This is a genomic window from Cytobacillus horneckiae (assembly GCF_002835735.1).
Taxonomy (GTDB): domain Bacteria; phylum Bacillota; class Bacilli; order Bacillales; family Cytobacillaceae; genus Cytobacillus; species Cytobacillus horneckiae.
In genome coordinates this window covers 1-25,487 of the sequence record NZ_PISD01000069.1, presented here as the reverse complement: position 1 = coordinate 25,487, position 25,487 = coordinate 1, and the positions used below count along the sequence as shown (strand labels likewise).

The 25,487-nt window shown below is 37.9% G+C and carries 22 protein-coding genes and 1 pseudogene; 16 read left to right on the top strand and 7 right to left on the bottom strand.

Translation table 11 applies throughout. The features are described 5' to 3' along the window. The first annotated feature begins 12 nt into the window (after nt 1–12). The 9 genes from CWS20_RS24475 to pcp all read left to right on the top strand — a co-directional run bounded on the left by CWS20_RS24475 (nt 13) and on the right by pcp (nt 10,708). Nucleotides 13–1,578 (top strand): ABC transporter substrate-binding protein, encoded by a 1,566-nt coding sequence (locus CWS20_RS24475; RefSeq protein WP_066190305.1) that lies wholly within the window; start codon nt 13–15, stop codon nt 1,576–1,578. Between the two features lie 20 nt (nt 1,579–1,598). Then, nucleotides 1,599–2,546 (top strand): ABC transporter permease, encoded by a 948-nt coding sequence (locus CWS20_RS24470; RefSeq protein ID WP_066190309.1) that lies wholly within the window; start codon nt 1,599–1,601, stop codon nt 2,544–2,546. Nucleotides 2,547–2,560: 14 nt separating this feature from the next. Then, nucleotides 2,561–3,400, top strand: coding sequence for an ABC transporter permease (locus CWS20_RS24465; protein WP_066190311.1), 840 nt, complete (start codon nt 2,561–2,563; stop codon nt 3,398–3,400). A gap of 12 nt (nt 3,401–3,412) precedes the next feature. Then, nucleotides 3,413–4,414: an ABC transporter ATP-binding protein gene (locus CWS20_RS24460; protein ID WP_066190316.1), complete on the top strand. Its 1,002-nt coding sequence runs from the start codon at nt 3,413–3,415 to the stop codon at nt 4,412–4,414. Then, complete coding sequence (locus CWS20_RS24455; protein WP_083957157.1) at nt 4,407–5,372, top strand: ABC transporter ATP-binding protein; 966 nt, start codon at nt 4,407–4,409, stop codon at nt 5,370–5,372. Before CWS20_RS24460 ends, CWS20_RS24455 begins: the two co-directional genes overlap by 8 nt. 33 nt (nt 5,373–5,405) lie before the next feature. Further along, nucleotides 5,406–6,962 carry an acyl-CoA carboxylase subunit beta gene (locus tag CWS20_RS24450; RefSeq protein WP_066190323.1) on the top strand — a complete coding sequence of 519 codons (1,557 nt, stop codon included), beginning with the start codon at nt 5,406–5,408 and terminating at the stop codon, nt 6,960–6,962. A 22-nt stretch (nt 6,963–6,984) separates the two neighbouring features. Beyond that, nucleotides 6,985–8,721: an AMP-binding protein gene (locus tag CWS20_RS24445; protein ID WP_066190325.1), complete on the top strand. Its 1,737-nt coding sequence runs from the start codon at nt 6,985–6,987 to the stop codon at nt 8,719–8,721. Nucleotides 8,722–8,886: 165 nt separating this feature from the next. Then, complete coding sequence (locus tag CWS20_RS24440) at nt 8,887–10,008, top strand: mechanosensitive ion channel family protein (RefSeq protein WP_066190328.1); 1,122 nt, start codon at nt 8,887–8,889, stop codon at nt 10,006–10,008. Between the two features lie 97 nt (nt 10,009–10,105). After that, the gene (gene pcp / locus CWS20_RS24435; RefSeq protein WP_066190330.1) at nt 10,106–10,708 is read left to right on the top strand and encodes a pyroglutamyl-peptidase I; all 603 of its coding nucleotides are present in this window, start codon (nt 10,106–10,108) and stop codon (nt 10,706–10,708) included. Between the two features lie 115 nt (nt 10,709–10,823). On the opposite strand, the gene CWS20_RS24430 is transcribed toward pcp, so the two are convergent. Then, on the bottom strand, nt 10,824–11,363 hold the full coding sequence (locus CWS20_RS24430; RefSeq protein WP_066190332.1) for a GNAT family N-acetyltransferase: 540 nt from the start codon (nt 11,361–11,363) through the stop codon (nt 10,824–10,826). A gap of 260 nt (nt 11,364–11,623) precedes the next feature. Between CWS20_RS24430 and CWS20_RS28235 the strand changes: the two genes are divergently transcribed. From CWS20_RS28235 to CWS20_RS24410, 5 genes are all read left to right on the top strand, one after another. Continuing rightward, entirely contained in the window at nt 11,624–11,800 is a 177-nt protein-coding gene (locus CWS20_RS28235; RefSeq protein ID WP_157090480.1) for a hypothetical protein, read from the top strand. A gap of 218 nt (nt 11,801–12,018) precedes the next feature. Further along, on the top strand, nt 12,019–12,462 hold the full coding sequence (locus CWS20_RS24425; protein WP_066190335.1) for a MarR family winged helix-turn-helix transcriptional regulator: 444 nt from the start codon (nt 12,019–12,021) through the stop codon (nt 12,460–12,462). Nucleotides 12,463–12,565: 103 nt separating this feature from the next. Further along, on the top strand, nt 12,566–13,183 hold the full coding sequence (locus CWS20_RS24420; RefSeq protein ID WP_066190337.1) for a nitroreductase family protein: 618 nt from the start codon (nt 12,566–12,568) through the stop codon (nt 13,181–13,183). Nucleotides 13,184–13,660: 477 nt separating this feature from the next. Continuing rightward, on the top strand, nt 13,661–14,770 hold the full coding sequence (locus CWS20_RS24415; protein WP_066190341.1) for a glycerol dehydrogenase: 1,110 nt from the start codon (nt 13,661–13,663) through the stop codon (nt 14,768–14,770). A gap of 229 nt (nt 14,771–14,999) precedes the next feature. Further along, the gene (locus tag CWS20_RS24410) at nt 15,000–15,803 is read left to right on the top strand and encodes an MIP/aquaporin family protein (RefSeq protein WP_066190344.1); all 804 of its coding nucleotides are present in this window, start codon (nt 15,000–15,002) and stop codon (nt 15,801–15,803) included. A 150-nt stretch (nt 15,804–15,953) separates the two neighbouring features. Here the strand turns inward: CWS20_RS24410 and CWS20_RS24405 are convergent, their stop codons facing one another. The 6 genes and pseudogenes from CWS20_RS24405 to CWS20_RS24380 all read right to left on the bottom strand — a co-directional run bounded on the left by CWS20_RS24405 (nt 15,954) and on the right by CWS20_RS24380 (nt 21,906). After that, nucleotides 15,954–18,071, bottom strand: a complete 2,118-nt coding sequence (locus CWS20_RS24405; RefSeq protein WP_066190346.1) for an MMPL family transporter — start codon at nt 18,069–18,071, stop codon at nt 15,954–15,956. 145 nt (nt 18,072–18,216) lie between these two features. Next, complete coding sequence (locus tag CWS20_RS24400; protein WP_083957158.1) at nt 18,217–18,795, bottom strand: TetR/AcrR family transcriptional regulator; 579 nt, start codon at nt 18,793–18,795, stop codon at nt 18,217–18,219. A gap of 45 nt (nt 18,796–18,840) precedes the next feature. Continuing rightward, entirely contained in the window at nt 18,841–19,035 is a 195-nt protein-coding gene (locus CWS20_RS24395; protein WP_066190349.1) for an aspartyl-phosphate phosphatase Spo0E family protein, read from the bottom strand. A 594-nt stretch (nt 19,036–19,629) separates the two neighbouring features. Then, entirely contained in the window at nt 19,630–19,953 is a 324-nt protein-coding gene (locus CWS20_RS24390; RefSeq protein ID WP_066190352.1) for a PaaI family thioesterase, read from the bottom strand. Between the two features lie 57 nt (nt 19,954–20,010). Beyond that, nucleotides 20,011–21,562: pseudogene (locus CWS20_RS24385) on the bottom strand (solute symporter family protein). Further along, entirely contained in the window at nt 21,559–21,906 is a 348-nt protein-coding gene (locus CWS20_RS24380; protein ID WP_066190360.1) for a DUF485 domain-containing protein, read from the bottom strand. Before CWS20_RS24380 ends, CWS20_RS24385 begins: the two are co-directional and overlap by 4 nt. 255 nt (nt 21,907–22,161) lie before the next feature. On the opposite strand from CWS20_RS24380, the gene CWS20_RS24375 reads away from it, so the two are divergent. Together CWS20_RS24375 and paaX are read left to right on the top strand one after the other, a co-directional pair. Beyond that, the gene (locus CWS20_RS24375) at nt 22,162–23,490 is read left to right on the top strand and encodes a phenylacetate--CoA ligase family protein (RefSeq protein ID WP_066190365.1); all 1,329 of its coding nucleotides are present in this window, start codon (nt 22,162–22,164) and stop codon (nt 23,488–23,490) included. 437 nt (nt 23,491–23,927) lie between these two features. Continuing rightward, complete coding sequence (gene paaX / locus CWS20_RS24370) at nt 23,928–24,815, top strand: phenylacetic acid degradation operon negative regulatory protein PaaX (protein ID WP_066190369.1); 888 nt, start codon at nt 23,928–23,930, stop codon at nt 24,813–24,815. The last annotated feature ends 672 nt before the right edge of the window (nt 24,816–25,487 follow it).

The following is a 25,487-nucleotide window of genomic DNA, read 5'->3' as shown; positions in this document are numbered from 1 at the left end:
GAGGTATAAACGATGCGAACAGCTAAAAGAATCGTTACTATTTTTCTATTAAGCGTAGTGCTTGTTATATCAGGATGTTCTAGTTCTTCGTCCAAAAATAATGCTCAGCCGTCTACAGGAAAATCAGCAGGAGCAGAAAATAATGAGCCAAAACAGGGAGGGAGCTTAACAGTTGCTTATGACTCTGATATAAGCAATTATGATCCGATCTTAGGCAACTCAGGAAATGACCATTCATTACTCTACCCAGTGTACGATACATTAGTCGGGTATAACAGCGAACTGGAAGCTGTCCCAGGTCTAGCAAAATCATGGGAAACACCAAACGATAAAACGCTTATCCTTCATTTACAAGAAGGTGTCACCTTTCATGATGGTACAGTGTTTGATGCAGAAGCCGTAAAGTTTAATTTAGATCGGATTCGTTCAGATCAATCTAATATATCTGATCTCTCAAGTATCGAATCGGTAGAAGTTATGGATGAAAGCACTGTTCAATTAAACCTCAATCGGCCCGATTCGTCTATCATTCTAGCATTATCCGATCGTTCAGGCATGATGGTATCACCAGCTGCGGTTGAAAAATTTGGTGATGACTATTCCCAAAATCCTGTTGGGACAGGACCGTTTAAGATGGTGAAATGGGTAAGAAATGGGGAGATTCTTTTTGAAGCCAATGATCATTATTGGCAGGAAGGCCTTCCGTATTTAGATAAATTAACGGTAAAAATCATGCCCGATGAAAATACAAGATTAAATGCCCTTAAATCTGGCCAAGCCCAATTTTATTGGAATGTATCACCAGATAATAGCCAAGCGTTAAAAACCGATCAAAATATTGTATTGGATACAAAAATGAAGCTTGCTTTTTACAATATCTATTTAAATACTACGATGGAGCCATTTAATAAAAAGGAAGTAAGGCAAGCTTTACAGTTTGCTATTAACCGGGAAGCTTTAGTGAAAGCGCTGACGTTTAATGAGGGGGAGGCTGCCTATCAGACATTTCCAAAAGAATATTGGGCAGCAAACGCCGATTTAACGATTTCCTATGATCTTGAAAAAGCCAAGTCGCTATTGAAGGAAGCTGGGTTAGAACGGGTCAGCTTTGAAATGTTTGTTCCATCCACACCGTTTTATCAAAGGCTGGCAGAGGCGATAAAGGGGCAGGTAAAAGAAGCCGGTTTTGATATAAATATTGAACCTATGGAATTAACAAAAGGTGTATCCCTTTATTTTAATGAAAAGCAGCTTCCATCGAATTTAACGTCATGGACCGGTAGGCCAGATCCACACCAAACAGTCCAGTTATTACTTAGCGGTGAAGGGTTTTATAATGCCGGTGGAGAAACAACGGCGGAACGTGAAGAACTAATAGCAAAGGCAGCTGCTTCTTATGAAGCTGAGGAAAGAGCAGGCTATTACGAACAGATAAACAAGCTGGCTGTACATGAAGAAGCCATGACTATTCCAATCATGTTTGTTCCATCAACAGGAGCGATGTTGCCGCAAGTTAAAGGATTTGAGGGCACTCTTCTCGGAAAGCCTAAGTTTTCATTTCTATGGTTAGATGAATAACTCAGAAGGGAGAGTTGGTTATGTTTTTCCGATTTTTGCTTAGACGAATATTCTATGTCATTCCCATGCTGCTTATTACGACACTAATTGTATTTTCACTCATACTCCTTATCCCTGGCGATCCGGCACTTGCTCTTTTGGGTGATAACGCAACCGCCGAGAAGCTAGCTGCATTGAGGGCGCAGCTCGGACTCGATCAGCCTATTATTATGCAGTATTGGCATTGGCTTACGAATGCTATCCAAGGCGATCTTGGCAGATCATTATTTACAGGCGAATATGTAAGCGATGCAGTATTTACAAGACTCGGTGTAACTTTTCAAGTTGTAGCAATGGCGATGATATTCTCCTTTGCGTTCGGACTTCTATTTGCTATCACTTCGGTTATTAAGCCTAATAGCTGGATGGATTATATTGCAAGGTTTTTTGGAGTATTAGGAACAGCGATCCCGAATTTTTGGCTCGCTATGATTCTAGTCGTTTTATTTAGTGTTCATCTTGGCTGGCTTCCTGCGACTGGTTTTACAAGTATTTCCGATCATCCGGTCGATTTTATGAAAAGTGTTTTACTTCCTTCCTTTTGTCTAGGTTCTTTTGGGGCTGCTCAAATTACGCGCCAATTGCGTTCTTCTTTAATAGAAGTACTTGAATCTGACTATATTCGAACGGCTTACTCAAAAGGGCTCTTGCTATGGCAGGTCATTTGGAAGCATGGATTGAGAAATGCTTTACTGCCGGTCGTAACAACGGCTGGGTTATTATTTGGAAATATGCTTGGTGCTACTGTTGTAATTGAAAGTGTGTTTGCTATCCCAGGTATGGGTCAACTAGCAGTGCACTCTATTTTACAAAGAGATTTTCCCATGCTGCAAGGTGTCGTATTAATTATGGTCTTAATGATTCTTATTATCAATTTTATTACGGATGTTATTTACGGTGTGCTTGATCCAAGAATTGAATTTGAGTGAGGAGGGAGACGAAGTTGAGATTTAAGGTGATGATGCGGCGACTTTATTACGAAAGATTGGCTTTCCTTAGTTTGATTTATTTACTTCTTCTCATCCTGCTATCGATTATTGCTCCTTTTATAGTTCCTTTTGACCCGGAAGCCCAGGACTTAAATAATATAATGGCTGCTCCAAACAGCCATCATTGGTTTGGTACAGATGAACTGGGAAGGGATATTTTTACTCGCATTCTTTTAGGAGGGCAGGCAGCGATTCAGGCTGGACTAATAGGGATAATGATTCCGCTTCTTGTAGGAGTGCCATTGGGCGTTATTTCCGGATACATGGGCGGAATAGTTGATGATATATTCATGCGCGTTGTTGATGCGATTTTATCTTTTCCTGCAATCCTATTAGCATTGGCCATTACAGGAGCACTTGGAGTCAGTTTATGGAATGCGATGATTGCCATAGGTATTATTTTCACCCCGCAATTTGCTAGATTAGCAAGAGGGCAAACGCTGCAGGTGAGGAGAGAACCATATGTAGAGGCAGCTAAAATTTCCGGGTCAGGACCATTTTGGATCATGGTTCGTCATATTTTTCCTAATATTGCTTCACCCATAATTGTTCAGGCTTCCTTCAGTTTTAGTTTGGCGATATTAGTTGAAGCATCATTAAGTTTTCTTGGCATGGGTGCACAATCTCCGCAAATCAGCTGGGGAGGTATGCTTCATCAAGCTTACAGCATGATTTTTGTCAATCCATTAATGATGTTATTTCCGGGAATAGCTATATTACTTTCCGTCTTGGCAGGGAATTTTTTAGGTGACGGTTTACGAATCGCTATTGATCCAAGAATGAAGCGGACATAGGAGGTGTATGTTATGAGTCAAGCTGACGAAATATTGAACGTTCTCAGCCTTCGTGCATCCTTTCCTACTTATCAGGGAAAGGTCAAGGCTGTAAATAATATCAATTTTTCTATCAATAAAGGTGAAATTGTTGCGTTAGTTGGGGAGTCTGGAAGCGGTAAAAGTGTAACAGCATTATCAATCATGGGATTAAATGCTCCGACAATTAAATATGAAAAAAATAGCTTGATTTCATATAAGGGCCAAGACTTACTAACTATGAAAAAGAAAAAATTAAAAAAGATTAGAGGAAATGAGATTTCCATGATATTTCAGGATCCCCTTTCTTCGTTAAATCCTTTACAGCCAATTGGCAGACAGATTGCGGAGCCTATTCAATTGCATCAAGGAAAATCTTTTTTCAGTGCAAAGGAAAGAGTAGTTCAGCTATTAAGGATGGTTGGAATTCCGGCACCTGAAAAAAGGCTGCAGGATTACCCTCATCAACTTTCTGGGGGAATGAGGCAAAGAGTCATGATTGCAATGGCTTTAGCCTGCAATCCTACACTGTTAATAGCGGATGAACCTACAACAGCTTTAGATGTAACGATCCAGGCGCAAATTTTAAACGTATTAAGAGAATTACAGAAGGATACAGGCATTTCTATATTATTAATCACACATGATTTAGGCGTAGTAGCGGAAATGGCTGATCGAGTCCTTGTCATGTATAGTGGAGAAATCGTTGAAGAGGGGGATGTTTTCACCATTTTTAAATCTCCGAGGCATCCGTACACACAGGGGCTTTTGAACAGTGTACCAAAACTAAAAGGAGCTGGTGAAGACCGGTTAAAGGCAATACCGGGGGTTGTCCCAAATCCGCTGAACCTTCCCGAAGGCTGTAACTTTTATTCTCGTTGCAGCTATTCATCGGAAAAGTGCAGCGCTGCCGCTCCACCAATAACGGATTCTGCCCAAAATCAAAGGTTTGCTTGTTGGCATCCGCTAGAAAAGAAGGTGAATCAATTTGTCTAATACATTGGTGCAATTAAAAAATGTAAAAAAGCATTATCCCGTTGGCAGTGGTTTATTTGGGAAAAAGAATAAATGGTTAAAAGCTGTTGACGGCATTAGCTTAGAGATTAATAGAGGTGAAACACTCGGTTTAGTTGGAGAGTCCGGGTGCGGGAAATCAACTTTAGGTCGGATGGTTGTCGGGCTGCTTCAACCTACAGAGGGAGAGGTTTACTTTAATGGCAGACCGCTGACAGAGAAAAAATATAGTCGCGAACTTGGTAAAGAAATACAAATGGTTTTTCAAGATCCATATTCTTCATTAAATCCACGGATGAATGTGGCAAGTATAATTGGTGAACCCCTGTTGCTTCATAAAATAGGTTCCAGCACAGACAGAAGAAAAAAAGTAGAGGAACTGCTTGAAAGAGTAGGGTTAACTGCTGCACATGGAACCCGTTATCCAGAGGAGTTTTCCGGTGGCCAGCGTCAGCGAATCGGTATTGCACGGGCACTTGCATTAAACCCAAAGCTGATCGTATGTGATGAACCTGTATCGGCTCTTGATGTATCAATACAGGCGCAAATATTAAACCTTTTAAAAGATGTTCAAATGGAGGCAAATCTATCCTATATTTTCATTGCACATGGCCTTCAAGCAGTTAAGCACATTAGCGACAGAATCGTAGTAATGTATTTAGGGAAAGTAATGGAAATTTCAAATAAAGAAGATATATTTGAAGATCCGTTACATCCTTATACTTCTGCCCTGATTTCCGCTGTTCCAGAACCTGATCCAACAATGAGAGATAGAGAGCGTATCATCCTTAGCGGTGATTTACCGAGCCCAGAAAATCCTCCAAAAGGCTGTCGGTTCAGTTCAAGATGTCCATTGGCAGATCAAAGGTGCAGGGAAAATGAACCGGCTGTGGAGGAAGTCAGGCCAGGGAGATGGGTAGCTTGTTTCTATCCAGGATAGAAAATCGAGATAATCATAAGGAGGAGATTAGCGGTGAGTTGGGAAAAGGAAGTAAAGGAGTTGCGTTATAGAGAAGAATTGGCTAAAAGGATGGGTGGAGAAGAGAATGTTCAGAAGCACAAGTCCTTTGGAAAGCTGACTGTCAGGGAGCGCATTGATGAATTATTGGATGATCAATCTTTCCATGAGACCGGAGCGATTGCTGGTAAAGCAGAATATGATGATAATGGAAATTTAATCGATTTCACACCGGCCAATTCAGTATTTGGAACTGGGAAAGTGCTCGGTAGAAAAGTAGTCGTTTCAGGTGACGATTTTACCGTTCGGGGCGGTGCAGCTGATGGAGCGATACATGGAAAACAAATTTATGCTGAAAGGCTGGCACACGATTTACAAATTCCAATTATTCGGCTTGTCGATGGAACTGGCGGCGGTGGCAGTGTAAAAACTTTAGATACAAGTGGATATACATATATCCCGGTAAACCCGGCATGGGACTTAGTCGTTTCGAATATGGAAAGAGTGCCGGTAGTATCTGCTTGTTTAGGCTCTGTTGCAGGGCTAGGCGCAGCAAGGGTAGCTGCATCCCACTTTTCAATTATGGTTGAGAAAACTTCACAGTTATTTGTTGCTGGTCCCCCAGTGGTGAAATATGGAATGGGCCAGGATTTAACAAAAGAGGATCTTGGAGGCGTTGATATTCATCAGTCAAGCGGTGCTGTGGATAATGTGGTGAAATCCGAGGAAGAAGCATTTGAGCAGATTAGAAGGTTCCTTTCATATTTACCTTCTAATGTATGGAAAATGCCGCCTGTAATTGCCTCCACTGATGAACCCAACCGTAGAGAAGAGAGGTTAATTTCTTTTATACCTAGAAATCGGCGGGCACCTTATAAGATTCGTGAATTGCTCCCGCTCTTGTTTGATCAAGACTCTATCTTTGAAATGGGACGATATTATGGAGGGGGAACTATCACGTCCTTTGCCCGCTTAAATGGCTATCCCGTAGGTGTATTAGCTTCTGACACCTACATAAATGGAGGAGGGTTAACCTCGGAGAGTTCAGAAAAATTAGAAAGATTTGTAGACCTTTGCCAAAATTTCCATTTGCCGATCGTTAATCTAGTTGATCAGCCAGGAATGGTCATTGGTGTTCCGTCAGAGAAGAAGGGCACGATAAGAAAAGGCGTCCGGGCAATCTCGGCAGTTTATCAAGCGAAAGTGCCGATGATAGAAATTATTTTAAGAAGGGTATTTGGCGTTGGCGGTGCAGGCATGAGTAATGGCCATGGACTGAACCAAAGGTATGCATGGCCCTCAGGGGATTGGGGCTCACTGCCAGTTGAGGGCGGGGTGCATGTTGCATACCGAAGAGAACTGGAAGCAAGTGATGATCCGGAAGCATTACTTAATCAGTTATTGGAACAAATGGAATCTATTCGCTCCCCTTTTAGAACAGCTGAGGCATTTGGGGTGGAAGAGATTATTGACCCTAGAGATACACGTCCGCTTTTATGTGAGTGGGTGCAAGATGCATATGAGCTCTTACCGCAGCAATTAGGGATTTCAAGGCACGGGATGAGACCATAATTTTCGAAGGGAGGAAATGTGAATGGACGCTGAAATTTTGTTAAGGGAGATGGATATAAGGGAAGAAGTCGTTACTAAATGTGTGGAATATTGGGCACAGTCCACGCCAGATCAATTATTCCTGCTTTATGGAGAGTCGGGAAAAAAGCTAACGTATCAACAGTTCAATCAACTAGCGAACAGTATCGGCCATTCCCTTTTGAAAAAAGGAATAAAAAAAGGAGATAGAATATCAGTATTTTTGCGAAATCCTTATATAACCACGATTGTTATGTTTGGAATCTGGAAATGTGGAGCGATATTTAGTCCAATTAACTTTAATTATCGGGGAAAGCTTTTGAGTTATCAGCTGAACGATACGGAAGCTAAGTTGCTCATTACAGAACGATCAATGGTTCCTATTTTAAATGAAGTTGCATTGGAAATAGATGAAATGACTGCTGTCGTCCATAACCCGTTGGAAGGAGATCACGATTTTATTCCAGAGGTAGCAGAATTGCCGCTCGATCCTAAATTTCAAGAATGCTCTTTGGAACGGTGTTTACAAGGGGATACAGTGAATCTGAATATAGAGATTAACTATTGGGATACAGCAAATATTATTTATACTTCAGGCACAACTGGACCTGCAAAAGGGGTTGTCCAAAGCCATCGTTGGATTAATGGCTATACGTTAAGAATGCGGCTGTTTATGACCCAGGAAGATGTCGTCTATAATGATTTGCCGTTATATCATGTTGGCGGAGCATTTGCCAATATTGCAAAAGCTGCCTATGCTGGCTGTACTGTGGCAATATGGGATAAATTCAGCCCTAGCCAATTTTGGGAGCGCATTAAACTATCTGGCGCTAGTATGGCGATTTTATTGGATGTGATGATTCCATGGCTCATGAGTGCGGCCCCGTCTGAAGTTGATCAGATGAATACATTAAACAAGGTTCATATGCAGCCGCTGCCTAAATATCATCATGAAGTAGCCAAAAGGTTTGGGATAGAAATCGTATCTGCCGGGTTTGGGCAAACAGAATCAGGAAATCCATTGGCAGGAATGATTCTTGAACAACGAGAAGGAGAAGGCACACCTAAGCATCTTCATAAGGGAATGAAAAGAACAGAAATGATTAAACGCTGTGAAACATTCAATATCCCATTAATTGATGGAAAAGAACCATTGGATAAAGGGTTTATGGGGAAACCGACACTATATTTTGATGTGGTTGTATTAGATGAAAATGATAAGGAAGTGGAGGTAGGGAAGGTTGGACAAATAGCATTTCGCCCGAAAGTACCTCATTTAATCCTTGCGGAATATTACAACAAACCGCAATCGACAGCAAAGGCATTTAAAAATCTATGGTTTCATACAGGTGATGCGGGTTACCTTGGCAAAGATGGCTACTATTACTTTGTCGACCGCTTGGGAGGAGTGATAAGGTCCAGAGGCGAGAAAATATCTTCATACCAGTTAGAGGATATTATAACAAGCCACCCAAGTGTGGATTTATGTGCTGCTTTTCCTGTTCCAGCATCTGAAGGAGATGAAGATGATGTCGCGGTATGCGTTGTTAAAAAGATAAATGCACAATTAAGCGAGGACGAGCTTTTAGAATGGTCAAAAGGGCAAATGCCAAAGTTTATGTGGCCAAAGTATATACGCTTTAAATTAGATCTGCCTCGTACGCCAACAAATAAAGTGGAAAAATATAAATTAAGAGAGGAATTATTGCGGGATCTAGAGAAAAATAAAATGAATGTATGAAGATATAAAAAACGAGATGGATGAGAGATTTTTCTTTGAAGCATGCTGTTGCATGCTTTTTGTTTTTGCATTAAAAATGGTAACATTCACTATATCATTTTACTAAGTCCTCCATCACCTGTTATGGTATGATATACATTAGTTTGTAAGGAGGTCTAAAAAGCGATGGATTGGCAATCGTTTCTAACTACTGAATTTTATATTAATCTAGGGATTTCTATAGGCATTGTAGTATTGTTTTTAATTTTTAGAGGGATTTTTGCAAAGTACGTTTTTCAACTTTTATTAAGGATAAGCAGAAAAACGCATTCTGAGTTTATATCTCACTTTTTCTTGTCGTTCGAGAAGCCAGTTAAATGGCTGTTTATCATTATCGGTGTTTACGTAGCTGCTAAATACTTCCCGTTGTTTGCACAGGATAATGCATTGTTTTTGCGTATGGTCCGTTCATCAATGATTGTTTTAATGACTTGGGGTTTGTACAATTTTGCCTCAGCGTCCTCGGTCGTGTTCGTTAAGCTTAGAGATAAATATCGTTTGGAATTGGATGATATTTTAATTCCTTTCCTATCAAAAACGCTACGCATTGTCATCGTGGTGATCAGTGCGAGTGTTATTCTAGAAGAATTTGGCTACCATATTAGCGGATTAGTTGCAGGTCTAGGGATTGGCGGAGCGGCAATTGCCTTTGCAGCGAAGGATGCGATCGGTCACTTGTTTGGCGGATTTGTTATCATCACGGAAAAACCGTTCACGATTGGCGACTGGGTAAAGACGCCAAGTGTGGAAGGAACCGTTGAGGATATTACTTTCCGCAGTACAAAGGTGCGTACGTTTGCTGATGCGATTGTAACATTACCGAACGGCACAATCGCGAATGAACCAATTACCAACTGGAGCAGAATGGGCAAACGTCAAATCAGCTTTAATTTGTCTATCTCACATGAAACGCCTAAAAAGAAAGTACAGACAATCGTTCAGCGCATTCATGAATCACTAAAAAATAATCCGGAAGTACATCCAGACACAATCTTTGTCACATTTGATGAAATTAAAGATAATTCTTATGATATCTTTTTATACTTCTTTACAAATACAACCGTTTGGGGAGAATTTTTAAAAATTAAAGAAGAAATCAACTTTACGATTATCGATATTCTGGAACAAGAAGGTGTCATTATTGCCTTGGAGAGTACAAGAGTATATGTAGACTCAGAGCTGCCGTATACTCAAAAGTTGGAAAGTAAAGAGCAAAAAGGTGAGCTTTCTCTCGGAAAAGATTCCTAAGCAAAAAAACCGTTTCCTCTCATTATGAGAGAAACGGTTTTTCTTTTGAACATATTTAACAGAATTTTGATACTATATAAAAGAAGGGGTGGATGGGATGAAAAAGCTTTTAATAACCGGATTTGAACCATTTCTTGACTTTCCTGTTAATCCAACAATGAAAATAGCAGAAGAGTTAAATGGGCTTGTGATTGGCGAGTACTTGATTACTGCAAAAATTTTGCCAGTCGATTTTAAACAAGCAGGGCAAAAATTAATAGCCTATATGGAAGAAGTAGAGCCAGATGCTGTTATTTCCTTGGGGCTTGCCGCCGGCAGGTTTAAAATTACACCAGAAAGAATAGCTGTAAATGTCAATCATGGGCCGACGGATAATGAAGGACATAAGCCTATAGATGAGATGATTTCCTCAGATGGTGCTGATGGGTATTTTTCAACCTTGCCTTATAGAATAATGGTTAATAAGCTGCTTGAGAATGACTTACCGGCTGAGGTTTCAGATACAGCGGGCACTTATCTATGCAATCATGTGATGTATCAAGCTTTATATTATATAAAAGCAAAAAACCTTAATATCCCAGCTGGCTTTATTCATATCCCAGCTTCTCATGAACTCGCTGTTCTGCATGGCAAAATTCCAAGCTGGAGCCATGAAGATTTAAAGAAAGGGATCAGGATTTGTATTGAATCAATCAGTTAGAAACTCTTATGCTGAAAGCGGGTAAAAGCTTTTGCAAATTTACATACGGTTGGCAGCGCTAAACCCCTCATCTAAGAATATTAGATGAGGGGTTTTTAATAAAATGTTAAGAGGTTTATTTTCTATCAAAATACTCTCTCTCCAGAATAGAAAAATAGAATTGGTCAACCCATTTATTTTTCCAGAAAAGTTCTTCCTTAAAAACAGCCTCTCTTCGCATATTAAGATTTTCCATCAAAACCGCAGAGCGGGTATTATTTGAATTGCACATACCCAATACTTTATGTGCATCTAGCTTTTCAAAAGCGAACTGCAACAAAAGTTTAGCTGCTGCGCTGCCAAAACCATTTCCCCAATATTCGGGAAGTATGGCGAAGCCAATTTCCCAGCTTTTTCTGTATTCATTATCGCTCCAGATTTGTGCTAAACCAATGGGCGTTTGAGACTTATCCGTATTCATTGTTACTATAAAGTCATAGCTTGTTGGTGTTTCTTCTCCAATTTTATTCATGTACTCTTCATGTACTTCATTTTTATCTGAGTAGACATATTCTTCAAAGTACCATAAATCTTTGTCGCATTCTATCCTGCAAATAAAATCCAAATCATTGATTGATATTTTAGTTAGCTTTATTTTTTCTCCAACAAGTTCCATGATTATCTCCTTTCAAAAGTTAAATTCAATTAAATTGATTAACTCATTTAGAAATTTCTCATACCAAGGTTGTGTATCCAAATAATACCTATACTAGAATTTATTTCATTGTACAACAATACAGTCATGCTTTAATAGTAAAATATTTATGTAGTAATTTTATGCTATAAACTCATCCGAGAAGTGCTTTTTATTTAACTAAAAAAGAGACTTTAGTATTATACAATTGTTATAAATTAGTAAATAGGAGGTATTTATAAGTGGATGATACACAGCTTGGTTTTACTGAAAATAATGTGGAATATCATATTAAAGCAACTGATGAGGAAGTAACTGTTGTAGCAAAGATAAATAATATTACGCTTACATGCACTGGGGATACATTTAAAGGAACAATTGCTGAAGCGAAGCTGCTAATAAAGAAAATAATCGAGTAACAGAATATGTCTGTAATAATTTTTAACGATAGTAGGAATCATTTATTTGAAAGAATAGGGGGTGGTAGATATTAAAAAAGCTTACTCTCTTAGATGAAATGCAAGTAATAATATTACAGTTGCTACAAATTATCCAAATTAAAACTAATATTTGTTCTTATTTTAATTGATATTTTATCAATTGCTTAGTAAAATGAGACTATTAGGAGGAGATGTTAATGAGGGAAAATACTTTAGGTTCCTTAATCTGGTTAAGATTAATGCGTTTTACTAATCAAAGCAATCAGATGTCCAACGTATTTTTAAAGCGTTTTGATTTAACTACTGCTCAATTTGATGTTTTGATGCAAATCCGTATATATCAACCTCTGACGCAAATGGAACTGGCAGAAAAGGTAACAATTACGCAAGGCGGGATCTCCCGTATGCTTGCAAGACTTGAGAAAGAAGGATATATAACGAGAAAGCTTGACTGGAAAACAAAAACAATCAGCTTAACAAATAAGGCAGAAAAAATGTTAGAAAAGGTAACTCCGGAACAAGTGGCATTTCAATCTTCCTTTTTTCACGATGTATTAACTGAGGAAGAGCAACAAACGCTATACAAATTGATGACAAAAGTTCATAAACATAGTCAAAAAAAAGAATTACCGCCTGTGTAATTTTTTTTATTTGATCATTTGATTAATCAAGTCACATGCGTATTCACGTTATCGTAAATGAAGTTATTTTATAAATAAAAAAAGAATTGTGGGGAGAAAGACTATGGATTTAAAAGAATTAATAAAAAATCGCCGATCAGCAAATAATTTTATTGAAGGGATTCCAATTACTCAAAACGATCTAAACCCTATTTTTGAAGACGTTAAGTTTGCACCATCTGCATTCAATTTACAGCATACAGAATATATAGCAGTACTAGATAAAGATTTAAAGGATAAAGTGTATGAGGCTGCATATAAACAATATAAAGTGAAGTCAGCTTCTGCCGTTATTTTGGTTACAGCAGATCGTCTGGCTTATAAACAAACAGAGCGGATTCATCAAGGAATGTTAAGCCTTGGAATGTTAACAGAATTTGAATTAACAGAGATGATTGAAGATAATACCCATTTTTACGAAGGGCGGGGAGAGGCATTTCAGAAGGAAGACGCCATTCGCAATGCATCATTATCAGCGATGCTTTTTATGCTTGCAGCTAAAAATCATGGATGGGATACTTGTCCAATGATTGGCTTTGATCAGGAAAAAATCCGTAACTTATTAGATATACCTAGTACCCATGAAATAGTTTTAATGATTACAATTGGTCACGAAAAAATGAGTAATAGACGGTTAAGAGGTTATCGAAAGCCAGTCGATGAGTTTGTGAAGATATACTAATTATTTATATACATAAAATAGAGAAAATTGCATGATAGTGACATCTAGTTGTAAATGACTTCGGAATGATACCGAAGTCATTTTGATTTTCAAAAGGTTAAGCATAGGTGAAATATAATTTAAAATAAGATGAATGGTTTACTAGAATTAAAATAAGGGAAAAATAGAAATATTAACTCTGAATTATACAGTTCTTCTTAGTACTGATGCATGCAGCTTCATTTCTAGTATTTGGTATGTTAGTTTCCTGGTTTTTTCTCATAAGTTAAATTGCTTGCAAGTTAATTAGTTAACTAGTAAATCGATAGGGAGGTTAAAGAATAAGGAGCGACCTTATCTAAATTCAAATAGTATAAAAAGGTAGAATAGATCTAAACTGTTTAACCTCATTTTAATTATTATTATCCACATAGTAAAAATTTATATTTATCGAATACTATAGATGCTTTTAAAAAAACAAAAAAGGATGTTTTAACTATGTCATTAAGAGTTTTTATTAGCCCATCTAAATACGTTCAAGGAAAAAATGCATTAGAAAATATCGGTGAGTATATTAAAGATATGGGTAGTAAAACAATCGTTATTGCGGATGAAATGGTATGGAATATCGCAGGAAATAAGGTTGTCGAACAATTGAAGACAGCAAATATTAGTTCTGAAAAGGTTATTTTTAATGGTGAAGCTTCAAACGAAGAAATAAAAAGAATTTCTGATATTGCAACTAAGGCACAAGCTACAGTAGTTATTGGCGTCGGCGGCGGTAAGACGTTGGATACTGCAAAGGGTGTTTCTGATGAAGTCAATGGCTATACAGTCATTGTCCCAACCGCTGCTTCAACTGATGCGCCAACGAGTGCTTTGTCTGTCGTTTATTCAGATCAGGGGATTTTTGAAAGTTATAGATTTTATAAGAAAAATCCAGACTTAGTATTAGTAGATACTAAAATAATCGCAGAGGCTCCACCACGTTTATTAGCTTCTGGAATTGCCGATGCATTGGCAACATGGATTGAAGCGAGAAGTGTTATAGCTTATGGAGGTCAAACGATGGCAGGCGGTATTACAACGATCGCTGGAGAAGCTATTGCAGAGAAAAGTGAACAAATTTTATTCAAATATGGGCATCTTGCTTATGAATCAGTAAAAGCCAAAGTGGTGACACCCGCACTGGAAGCGATTGTAGAGGCGAATACCCTCCTTAGTGGTTTAGGATTTGAAAGTGGAGGGTTAGCTGCTGCCCATGCTATCCATAATGGCTTTACTGCATTAGAGGGGGAAATCCATCATTTATCTCATGGTGAGAAAGTAGCTTTTGGTACGCTTGTTCAGTTAGCATTAGAGAAGCATTCATTAGAGGAAATCGAACGTTATATTGCATTTTATATTAGTCTAGATTTGCCTGTCACTCTGGAAGATATTAAATTAAAAGATGCTTCTAGAGAAGAGATCATGAAAGTGGCCGAAGCAGCAACTAGCCAAGGGGAAACCATTCATAATGCATTTAATGTGTCCCCAGATGAAGTAGCAGATGCGATCTTTGCTGCTGATCAATATGCAAAAGCTTATAAAGAAAAAAATGTACTGTAATCGCCAAGTCTGAGTAAAGTGAATAAGAACGCCAGTGTTGTATCAGTTCCCGATATTTGTCGGGAACTGTTTGTTTTTATAACTGCTCATACTGATTAGGTGCATCTTAAAGGTTTAAAACCTAAAAATAGGAAATGATTAACTATCCTTTTGGATGCATTTCATGAAACAATAGACAAAGCACTATTAGATAATTTTGGTTATTTCATATATGAGGAGGAAGAATAAAATGAATCCATTTTGGGGTGAAGTGATAGGAACAATGATACTTGTGCTATTGGGCAATGGGGTTGTTGCCGGCGTGAATTTGAAAAAGACTTTTTCAAATGGTGCAGGCTGGGTTGTAATAACCATTGCCTGGGGCTTGGGTGTTACGCTAGGCATCTATGCTGTAGGAAATTTCAGTGAAGCGCATTTGAATCCTGCAGTTACGTTGGGAATGGCAATGATGGGGACCTTCTCGTGGGGGGATGTTCCTGGATACATACTCGCTCAAATTATCGGTGGAATTTTAGGGGCGATAATAGTATATTTCCATTATTTACCTCACTGGAAAATGACAGAGGAACCTGCAACGAAATTAGGGGTCTTTGTGACAGGGCCAGCCATTCCACATGCGGTTGGTAATCTTCTAAGCGAAATCATCGGTACTTTTTTCCTGATTATAGGATTGCTTACTATAGGAGCAAACGATTTCGCAGATGGATTAAATCCTTTAGCTGTGGGTCTACTTATAGTTGCAATTGGGATGTCTTTAGGTGGGACTACAGGATATGCGATTAATCCCGCCAGAGATTTAGGTCCAAGGATTGCCCATTTCATATTACCGATACCAGGAAAAGGTCCTTCTAATTGGAAATATGCACCTGTTCCTATCATAGGTCCATTCATCGGAGCAGGCTTAGCAGCAGTATTTTATCGGGCGGTATATCTTGGGGAAGTAACAATCGCCTTTTGGATTATGCTCATCCTATTAACAGTTACATTGTTCATCGCAAAGAAAATAGATAAAAGACGGTCGATTCAACAATAAAAACGATTACTTTTAGTGGTACCTGTCACCCACAAATTTTAACAAATACCGACAAATATCGACGAATAGTGACAAATAACGAAAAAAATCAGGTGGATTTATTAGCAGAAGACAAAGTAAATGGAGCCCATTTAGGCTCCATTTACTTGTTCAGCTATTATTTCTCATTTTCGCCTTATCTTTATCTTTCTCCAATAAAACGAGTAATCCAGGCAATAATACCCCTCTAATAAGGAAAGTATCGAGTAAAATACCGACGGCTACTATAAAACCAAAAACAAACAACAGCTGGATTGGCTGTGTCATTAAGACTGCGAAAGTCGCTGCCAAAATCAGTCCGGCAGAGGAAATAACGCCTCCAGTATTTGCTACAGCTATCTCGACAGCTTCTTTAACAGAATGCTTTCTGCGTTCTTCTTGGAATCTGGAGATGAGCATAATATTGTAATCAATCCCCAAAGCAACCAAGAATACAAAGGCATACAGAGGCACGCGATTGCTGACAGCGCTAATATCGAAAAACAGCTCTGTTAGAAATATGCCTAAACCGAGTGCGGCCAAAAATGATACAAGGATTGTGCCCATCATATAAATTGGCATTTTAACTGATCTAGTAAGGAAGATTAATAAAATAAAGATAAGCAGCGTTTCTAATAATACGATGACAATTACATCGCGATTATTTGTTGTACGATCATCAACTTGAGCAGCTGTTTCGCCGGCAAAATATAATTGCCCTTCGATTCCAGCACTTTCAATGAGCGAATCTGCTTGGTTAATTAAATCTTCCATTGCGTCTATGCTTTCTAAAGCGTATGGACTTTCAGTAAAGGATAAACTGTATTGAATAACTTGATTGTCATCTGTGCTTCCATTGATTCTAACTGAACCTACAAGCGGTTGAGAAGAAAGTTCTTCAGAAAGAGCCGTCTGCTGTTCTTCATTGACAGGCTCATCTGCTTCCAGCAATATTGTTGATGGCGCAAGATCGCCGCTTGCAAATTTTTCTTCTAGAATTTCATAGCCTTCCCTTGATGGCATATCCTCAGGGAAAGATTTGATGGTATCAAATTCATATTCCAAGTTTACGATATTGATGGCGGATATGATTAAAATAAGTCCAACTACGACAACAGATAATCCCGGTTTTTTTACTACAAAACGGCCTGTTTTGCTCCAAAAGGAATTGGCTTTTACGCGACTTTCTCCAACTTTAGGCACTTTTGGCCAGAAAGACTTGCGCCCAAACAATGTGAACAATGCAGGAACAAGTGTAATAGACGCAAGCATAATGACGGCCATTGCAGTTGCGAATGTAGGAGCGAAGTTGCGGTAATCGCCGAATTCAGCAAAGAACAAGACAAGCATCGCAGCAAGAACCGTTCCTCCCGAGAAGAATACAGGCATGCCTACTTCTCTTACTGCGGATTGCATCGCTTCGTATTTATCCTCATGTTTTTTAAGTTCCTCACGGAAACGTGAAAAGATGAATAAGGAATAATCAATAACCGCAGCAAATAATAGGATGGACATGATTGAGATTGTTTGATTGCTAAGGTCCAGCCCAGCGCTACCTAAAATACCCAATAATTTCATAACTACTACGTAGACAAACACCGCTGCCAGCAATGGGATGATTGCTAATAATGGCGATCTGTAGATAACAATCAATAATATTAAAATTAAACCGACAGTAGATAAAATAAGCACTAAATCAGCACGGGAAAATAAATCAAGTGAATCAGCGCTAATACCTGCGGGACCTGTAACATACATTTCCATCGCTGCGTCCTTTTCCGCTATGCTTTTCATTTCATTTAAAGAGTCACGTATGTCCTTACTCTCCATTGATGATTCAAATTGCAGAGGGATAACTGCAGTTGTTCCATCCTCAGAAAAAAATCCAGCTGTAGCTTGCGGCGGTAATTTTTCAAGTGGAATGATTTGCTCAATGCCTTTAATATTCTCATTTTCAAAAGCTGTCAGCACAGGAGCAATTTCTTTCACGGTCAATTCTTGTTCCTTTGCTTGGAAGACTAAGATGGCAGGTATCCCCTCACTGTTGGGAAAGTATTCATCCAGTTTCTCCTGGGCAATCACTGATTGTGCATCTTCAGGCAAGGTTGCGATGCGACTAACTTCATAATCTTTTGCATTTGGTGCAGTCATCGCTAGAATGACCGTTAATGCAAGCCACGAGCCAATGGTAATCCACATGCCTTTTTTTGTAGCAACACGGTCTGTAATACTATGCAAGAAAGCTTTCATCATTAACTTCCTTTCCAAATTTATTTATGAAAACAATAAAAACAGGCTGCTTGAAAACGTTCCTGTATACGTAGTCAACCAGCCTCAAAAGTGTTGCCACTTTCTTTTCACTATTTATTATTATTCAAAGTGACACATGTGTCAATTAATGTTTCTTGAAAATTCCATGTCCGATAATTTCCTTAATAGCCTGCACCCATTCAGAGCGAGGAAGGTTAAAGTGATTAGGAATAGCAATTGATTGAAAAATAAATCCTAATATTAAAGTATCAGGTAAATTCTCATTCAACCTTTTTTCCTTTTTTCCTAGAACAATAAAGTTTTGCAAGCAATCATACATTTTCAAGCGCATACTATCAAATTGTTCCATGTTTTCCTTTGCTTTATGGTGACTATCTGCCTGAACATGCATAGTTATTTCAATCAAATCTTTTATATCGGTTCGCTCAAAAATGACGTCCATTAAATATTCAAATTGCTCTTCAAAGTTATGATATGTTTCTACCCTTTTTAATTTGTCAAGAAACTCATTCATTTCAAAAATCATAAATTCTGTTATTAGATCATCTTTATTATTAAAGTATTTGTAAATTGTAGCTCTTGAAGCTTCGATCCTTTCGGAAAGCAGACTGAATGTAAATGCTTCATATCCTACTTCTAAGAGAAGCTCCCTTGTTTTTTGAAATAGTTCTTTTTTGGTAAACTTGCGTTCGCGACCCATCATCTCACCCCATATCTAATTATAATAAATTGGAGCTGATAATTAAATCTACCAATGTTCTAGTTGAGCTGGATTACTCATTGTGCTCTCTTTCTTTGATTGTTCCTGAAGCATTAGGAGATTTAACAGCTTGTCTAATTTTTGGCTGCACTCTAATGCTTGTTTTGAAGTATACCCATATTCGTTTGCTAATTTAATCATTTCGGTTCTTACCTCGTTAATTAATTGGTGAATATTTGTCATGATCAATCCCCCTTTATCGGAGAGTCTTTAGACCTAAAGTATTTTTCTTATTATAACAAATAAACCTATAATTTACTTTATTTTACATGAATAATATTTCCTATTTTTAAGTAGTATTTTCAAAAGGGTTGTCGAAATTCCACTCCAAAAAGATTAATTGTTAAAGTAATGAACTACTTTATTTAGGCATGCTGAATGTAAATCAAGATATTAAAAAATTGGTTGACAGTAGCGGGAAATTTGATATAGGGGTATAGGACTGAATGATTGGAAGTGTTTTTAGTAGGTGCGATTATAGCTAATATGACAATAAAAGAGGGGCTTATCATTCGTCTCTTACAAAAGAGGAAGAGGATGTTTATATAGAGAATAAAATACTAAATGAATTTTAGCCTGAGGAAAATTTATCAACTCATCCAAGCTTAACAAACCGCTCCTATTTTCATTGGAATTGCCAATATCGTTGTATTAAGGAAGAAATAAAAAAAACCGGACGAATCGACTGATTTGCCCGGAATAGAAAAGGCTTACTTATCCCGTCTATTAATTATTGACTTTTCCGGTATACCATCGCTTTTGGCGATAAGTTCATTTTTACTTTCGACTTCTATTTTGTACTAAGAGAGTCTGTGATGTTTTTTTTATTTCTTTTGCACTTGCTGTTAAAATCTCACTAGATTTGAAAGCTGAGAAATAGTTAACATTAGTTGTGGTGCCGATTGCTATTTTACCATATGGGTTGCTTCCAGCGGCGAATACGGAATCTACAAGTGAAAAGATAATTGCCCCGTGTGAATTAAGCATGCGGTCGTCCGGAATTAATTCAGGTTCAGCTGTGCCAGGTCCGAGTTTTGTCAGCTTCATACCAAGAAAAGAAGCGAATGGTTCTTCTTTAAGTACTTGCTTTATTTCTCGCAATGTAAATAGTGAATGACCTGATCATCAAATTGAATAATCATTGAGATTCTCTTTTACTTAATGATCCTTTACTGAGCTTATACCATATCCGGTGTTTGATTTGAACAGTACTTCTGCATAGTTATTTTCGCTTTCTTTTGTTCTAGACAACGTTGTACCTAAATAAGCACCTATAAATCCAAGTGGTACAGTAAAAATAGTTGGATTGCTTAATGTGAAAATAGGATCTCCTGTGAAAATGCCCATTCCGTGTACTGGATTCCATACGTTAGGGCTGAGGAAAACTAATATAAGAGAGCTAATTAATCCAAACAACATGCCGGTGATTGCTCCGGTTGCATTAAATCGTTTCCAGTATATTGTGCAAAGTATAACCGGTAAGTTGGCGCTGGCTGCGATGCCTAAAGCCAGTACAGAAAGGAAAGCAACGTTAAGAGACTGTGCGAATATTGAGAGTACGATGGAAATTGCAGCCACACTAACTGCTGCGATGCGTGCTACGAGCACTTGCTGCTTTTCGGTCATTTTTCCGTCTTTTATAATCTCTCCATATATGTCATGAGCGAAGGCGGATGCTGACGTTAACACAAGACCGGATACAACTGCCAGAATGGTAGCAAATGCAATAGCAGAGACGAAGGCGTATAAAAATTCACCGCCTAATGTTAATGCTAGAAGAGGGGCAGCCATATTTCCAGCTGGATTCGCTTCAACAATGCGGTTAAATCCAACGAATGAAGCTGCACCGAATCCTAGGAAAATCGTCATTATAAAAAATGCGCCAATAAACCATGTTGAATACACAACAGATTTTCTTGCTGTTGCCGCATCTTTTACTGTAAAGAAACGGACAAGCAAATGCGGGAGCCCTGCTGCCCCGAGGACAAGTGACATATTAAATGAAATCATATCAAGTCCATTCGTGTATTTATTACCAGGATTTAAAAAATCATTTCCAAGCGGTGTTGCCGTTTGAACATGGTGAAACATTTCTGCGATATTAAAGTTATATCGTGAAAATACAATAAACGTTAGTACAGTAGATCCGCCCAGCAAAAGAATCGCTTTTGTAATTTGTACCCAGCTGGTCGCTTGCATCCCGCCAAAAATAACATAAATCGTCATTAATACACCGACTAGAAGAACAGAAAGGCCATAATCGATGCCAAGCAACAGTTTAATTAATCCACCAGCACCGACAAGTTGGGCAATCATATAAAAAATAGAAATGACAAGAGTGTTTGTTGCAGCAATCCCACGTACCTTCTTTGATTTAAAACGCGCAGAAATCATATCGGCTAAAGTGTATTTTCCGAGATTACGAAGCGGCTCTGAAACAAAGTATAATAAGACAAGAAACGCGACAAGGTTGCCAATGCTCATATAAAAGCCATCGAATCCAATCAGCGCAATAGCTCCTGTAATCCCAAGAAAAGAAGCTGCAGACAATAAAGTCACCAGCCACAGCCAATCCATTTTGCTATGCAGTCAAGCCGCCGCCAGCAGTATAAAAATCATTTGCATTTTTAGTTTTTTTAGAAGAATAATACGTTATTGTGAGTGTTAACAATATAATACCTATAAAAAGTACAAAAGATAATGTGCTCATCCGCTAAGTTCCTTCTTATATTTAGTTAATATATCCCGGGCTAATTTGTCATACTTTTCAGACTTTTTCAAGTAGACGATTCCACCAATCCAAACGACAACAAATTGCAGAAGTGCGTAAACCCATGCCCATGTCATACCTAAAAAGGCTTGTCCTTTTAATACACCAGTAAAAGCAGCTAAAACAGGTAGAACAAAATAAAAAGTAAGGAAGAAAGTAGTAAAAGGGAGAATAAAAGCCTTTTTCTTTTGAAGTAAATTTTTAAAATCCTCCGTTTCAATCAATTGCTCATAAAGCTCCATTTCATTTTCCGTTGAATTGCTCTTTTTTACTAGTGACTTCATAATAACCTCCTCTTAATAATACGATTATATAACGATATATATATAAACTGATATATCACTTTTGTTAAAAATAGCATAAACTTCACATCGATTAAATCTAAAAATTCTAAAAAATTAAAATTTTGCATAAATTTTAACGATACCTCTATTGACACCTTGTAAATGTCGTATTAATCTGAAAACATATTACTTAATTTCTTTATTTCGTATAAATATCGTTAGATGATTCTTGAGAAAAATAAGGAGGGCTAAAAAATGTACAATCCAGATGTTGAAAAAGCTGACCGTACGGAAATGGAAAGTTTGCAGCTTACACGTCTTCAAACAGCGGTAAGTAATGTATTTGAAAATGTGTTATTTTATCAAGAAAAATTTGATGAGTTAGGTATCACCCCAAAGGACATAAAACATTTAAGCGATGTGACAAAACTTCCATTTACAAAAAAACAGGACTTACTTGAACAATACCCATTCGGTCTATTTGCGGTTCCTATGGAAAAGGTTACCCGTATTCATGGCTCATCAGGAACGAGCGGAAAGCCGACAATTGTAGGCTATACCAAAAATGATATTGAAAACTGGTCAGTGATTGTTGCACGTGCTATTGTCACTGCAGGCGGACGTAAATCTGATATTTTTCATAATGCCTATGGCTATGGTTTGTTTACAGGCGGACTTGGCCTTCATTACGGAGCAGAAAAGTTAGGGGCAACAACCATACCAATATCGGGAGGAAATACAGACCGGCAAATAACAATTATTAATGATTTTAAGCCGAGAGGCATTTGTGGCACGCCATCTTATGTTTTAAATATTGCTGAAAAGATGGAAGAAATGGGGATAGACCCTGATGATAACGGACTCGAATATGGTATTTTTGGTGCTGAGCCGTGGTCTGAAGAAATGAGAGCGATACTTGAAAAGAAGCTAAAATTGAAAGCGATTGATATTTATGGCCTAAGTGAAATTATGGGACCGGGTGTAGCAATAGAATGTCATGAAGCACAGGATGGTCTTCATATTGCAGACGATCATTTCTTAGTTGAAGTGATAAATCCTGATACGCTCGAACCGGTAGTAGATGGAGTGATTGGAGAACTTGTTTTTACTAGTTTATCGAAAGAAGCGTTGCCAATTATTCGTTATCGAACAGGAGACCTTGCCTCCATTTCCCGAGAAAAATGTAAATGCGGACGTACAACAACGAGAATGTCCCGAATTAAAGGACGAACAGATGATATGATCATTGTCAAAGGTGTAAACGTTTTCCCATCTGAAATTGAGCGTGTTTTACTGCAAGTGGATGGACTCGGTCCACATTATCAGATTCACCTTGTTAAGAAGGGCTCAATGGACCATATTGAATTGCATGTTGAAATCGAAAATGATTTCTACCATAAAATTAATAGAGACTTGATGCATGCCGACGTACATAAATTGAAAAAAGTGGTTCAGTATCATCTAAAAAACTCATGTCTGGTGACAATGGATATTGTTGTAAACATGCCAAAAACCATACAGCGTTCTGAAGGGAAAGCCATTCGTATTGTAAATAAGCGAAATAATGCTACGTTAAGCATATAAATGGAGAGGGATGTTGAATGAGTAATCAAAAAAAGTTGATGTAACCATTATCGGCGGCAATCGAGTTGGATTTTTTCTGCGGGCATTTGAAGGTCAATATAATTGAAAGCTTATCCAATTTGGTGGACAGTCATCAGCAGTTATCCAAAAAAGTATATTTAGGATGTGGCCGGGTTTCCAAAAGTACGGGCAAGGAGAAAGAGGTTAGAATAAATGTGAAAGTAATGTTTTTATCTGGCAGCTTTCCGTAGCCTACAATCTCAGCATCTCCAGTGACTAATTGAAATGAAGTGAAAGAATGAAGCAGAAGAACAGATCGAGGCGCTCAAAGAGTTGAGTGAGCGGGTAATATCACAATTTTTAGAAAGATATGTGATATAATAAGAAAAAAGTCTCGTTCATCTAAGAAACAGTTAAAAAAGAAAGAGTGAACAGCCATGGGTGCAAAGACACAATCAATGATTTTTACCATATACGGAGATTATTTACGTCATTATGGAAATAAAATCTGGATTGGCAGCTTAATTCGTTTATTGAAAGAGTTTGGGCATAATGAACAGGGAGTACGTGTTGCAGTTTCCCGCATGGTTAAGCAAGGATGGATTCAGTCAGAAAAGCAGGGGAACAAAAGTTTTTACTTTTTGACTGAACGAGGTGTGAACCGGATGGATGAGGCTGCAAATCGGATTTTTAAATTGAACCCGCAGAAATGGGACAGAAAATGGCGTATTTTAATGTATACGATTCCGGAAGAAAAACGACAGGTTCGTGATGAGCTTCGTCAGGAACTTATGTGGAGCGGATTTGGTAGTTTCTCAAATGGTTGTTGGATTTCACCAAATAGCCTTGAAAAAGAAGTTAACATTTTAATTGATAAGTATGACATTAGTGAATACGTTGATTTTTTTGTCTCTGAATATAAAGGGCCAAAAAATAGTCAATCACTTGTGCGAAAAAGCTGGCCACTTGAGGAAATACACAATAAGTATGAGGAATTTATATCAAAATACAGCAAGCAATTTATTGTACATCAAAGTGTAATAAGCAGAGGAGAAATGTCCGATTCAGAGTGCTTTGTAGAAAGAACAAAGCTTGTTCATGAATATCGAAAGTTTCTATTCATTGATCCAGGTCTGCCGCAGGAGCTTTTGCCTCCAAAGTGGAATGGAAATCATGCGGCGTTGCTTTTCAGTCAGTATTATAAACTTTTAGCAGAACCAGCAAGCAGTTTTTTTGAAAATGTTTTTCGGAAAGATAATGATTTGCGCAGAAAAGATCATTCATATGATGCAAAAGATCATCCATTAATTATTAAATCAGAATAAAGACTACCTCATAAATAGAATACTTTTGAGGCAGTCTTTTTTTTTTGAAAAAATCCTAGATTTGTTTATGGTTCTAAAAACCTTAAATTGAAGTACTTCTCCGTATGCTGATATTTTGGTTTGCTTGCCAAAATATCAGCATTCGATAGAAAACAGCGGAAGATCGGTTAAATCATTTTGCATAGTACAGTTAAAGTGTCCGTTTAAATACACATATTTGGCATGTAAGATTTTTTATTGTAAAGGTAGTTAAATAGGGTAGATCGATGCTAAAATATTTTTTTCATAATATATATTAATGTAGGAACTCGGAATAAATTAAATGACGAGCAGTGATTATCCATAATTAGCAAGCTGCTAGATCCTTAAATTCATGTGTTGATTTAAAAAATATAATTTAAACAAAAAATATAGTGAAATAGTATTGACGCTTTAGTCAAGAGGGTGTTATTATATTAAAGCAGTCGTTAATGACTACAACGTTTTGAAAGATTTGAAAAAGTTGTTGACATTACGGCGGGAATGATGTTATATTAATAAGGTCGCTTCTGAAGCGAATGAGATTGATCTTTGAAAACTGAACGAACAAAAAACGTCAACGTTAATTCTAAAAAACAGCTGATTATACAGCTAGCACCATTGGTGCAAAAACGAGCTAATCAAACACTTTAT

Bases quoted from the DNA above. Each gene is read 5' to 3' on its own strand.
- CWS20_RS24470 (WP_066190309.1), top strand. From the start codon at position 1,599: ATGTTTTTCCGATTTTTGCTTAGACGAATATTCTATGTCATTCCCATG.
- CWS20_RS24425 (WP_066190335.1), top strand. From the start codon at position 12,019: ATGAGGGAAAATACTTTAGGTTCCTTAATCTGGTTAAGATTAATGCGT.
- CWS20_RS24400 (WP_083957158.1), bottom strand. From the start codon at position 18,795: ATGATGGGTCGCGAACGCAAGTTTACCAAAAAAGAACTATTTCAAAAA.
- CWS20_RS24475 (WP_066190305.1), top strand. From the start codon at position 13: ATGCGAACAGCTAAAAGAATCGTTACTATTTTTCTATTAAGCGTAGTG.
- paaX (WP_066190369.1), top strand. From the start codon at position 23,928: ATGGGTGCAAAGACACAATCAATGATTTTTACCATATACGGAGATTAT.
- CWS20_RS24420 (WP_066190337.1), top strand. From the start codon at position 12,566: ATGGATTTAAAAGAATTAATAAAAAATCGCCGATCAGCAAATAATTTT.
- CWS20_RS24405 (WP_066190346.1), bottom strand. From the start codon at position 18,071: ATGAAAGCTTTCTTGCATAGTATTACAGACCGTGTTGCTACAAAAAAA.
- CWS20_RS24415 (WP_066190341.1), top strand. From the start codon at position 13,661: ATGTCATTAAGAGTTTTTATTAGCCCATCTAAATACGTTCAAGGAAAA.
- CWS20_RS24460 (WP_066190316.1), top strand. From the start codon at position 3,413: ATGAGTCAAGCTGACGAAATATTGAACGTTCTCAGCCTTCGTGCATCC.
- CWS20_RS24440 (WP_066190328.1), top strand. From the start codon at position 8,887: ATGGATTGGCAATCGTTTCTAACTACTGAATTTTATATTAATCTAGGG.
- CWS20_RS24380 (WP_066190360.1), bottom strand. From the start codon at position 21,906: ATGAAGTCACTAGTAAAAAAGAGCAATTCAACGGAAAATGAAATGGAG.
- CWS20_RS24375 (WP_066190365.1), top strand. From the start codon at position 22,162: ATGTACAATCCAGATGTTGAAAAAGCTGACCGTACGGAAATGGAAAGT.
- pcp (WP_066190330.1), top strand. From the start codon at position 10,106: ATGAAAAAGCTTTTAATAACCGGATTTGAACCATTTCTTGACTTTCCT.
- CWS20_RS24410 (WP_066190344.1), top strand. From the start codon at position 15,000: ATGAATCCATTTTGGGGTGAAGTGATAGGAACAATGATACTTGTGCTA.
- CWS20_RS24445 (WP_066190325.1), top strand. From the start codon at position 6,985: ATGGACGCTGAAATTTTGTTAAGGGAGATGGATATAAGGGAAGAAGTC.
- CWS20_RS24395 (WP_066190349.1), bottom strand. From the start codon at position 19,035: ATGACAAATATTCACCAATTAATTAACGAGGTAAGAACCGAAATGATT.
- CWS20_RS24430 (WP_066190332.1), bottom strand. From the start codon at position 11,363: ATGGAACTTGTTGGAGAAAAAATAAAGCTAACTAAAATATCAATCAAT.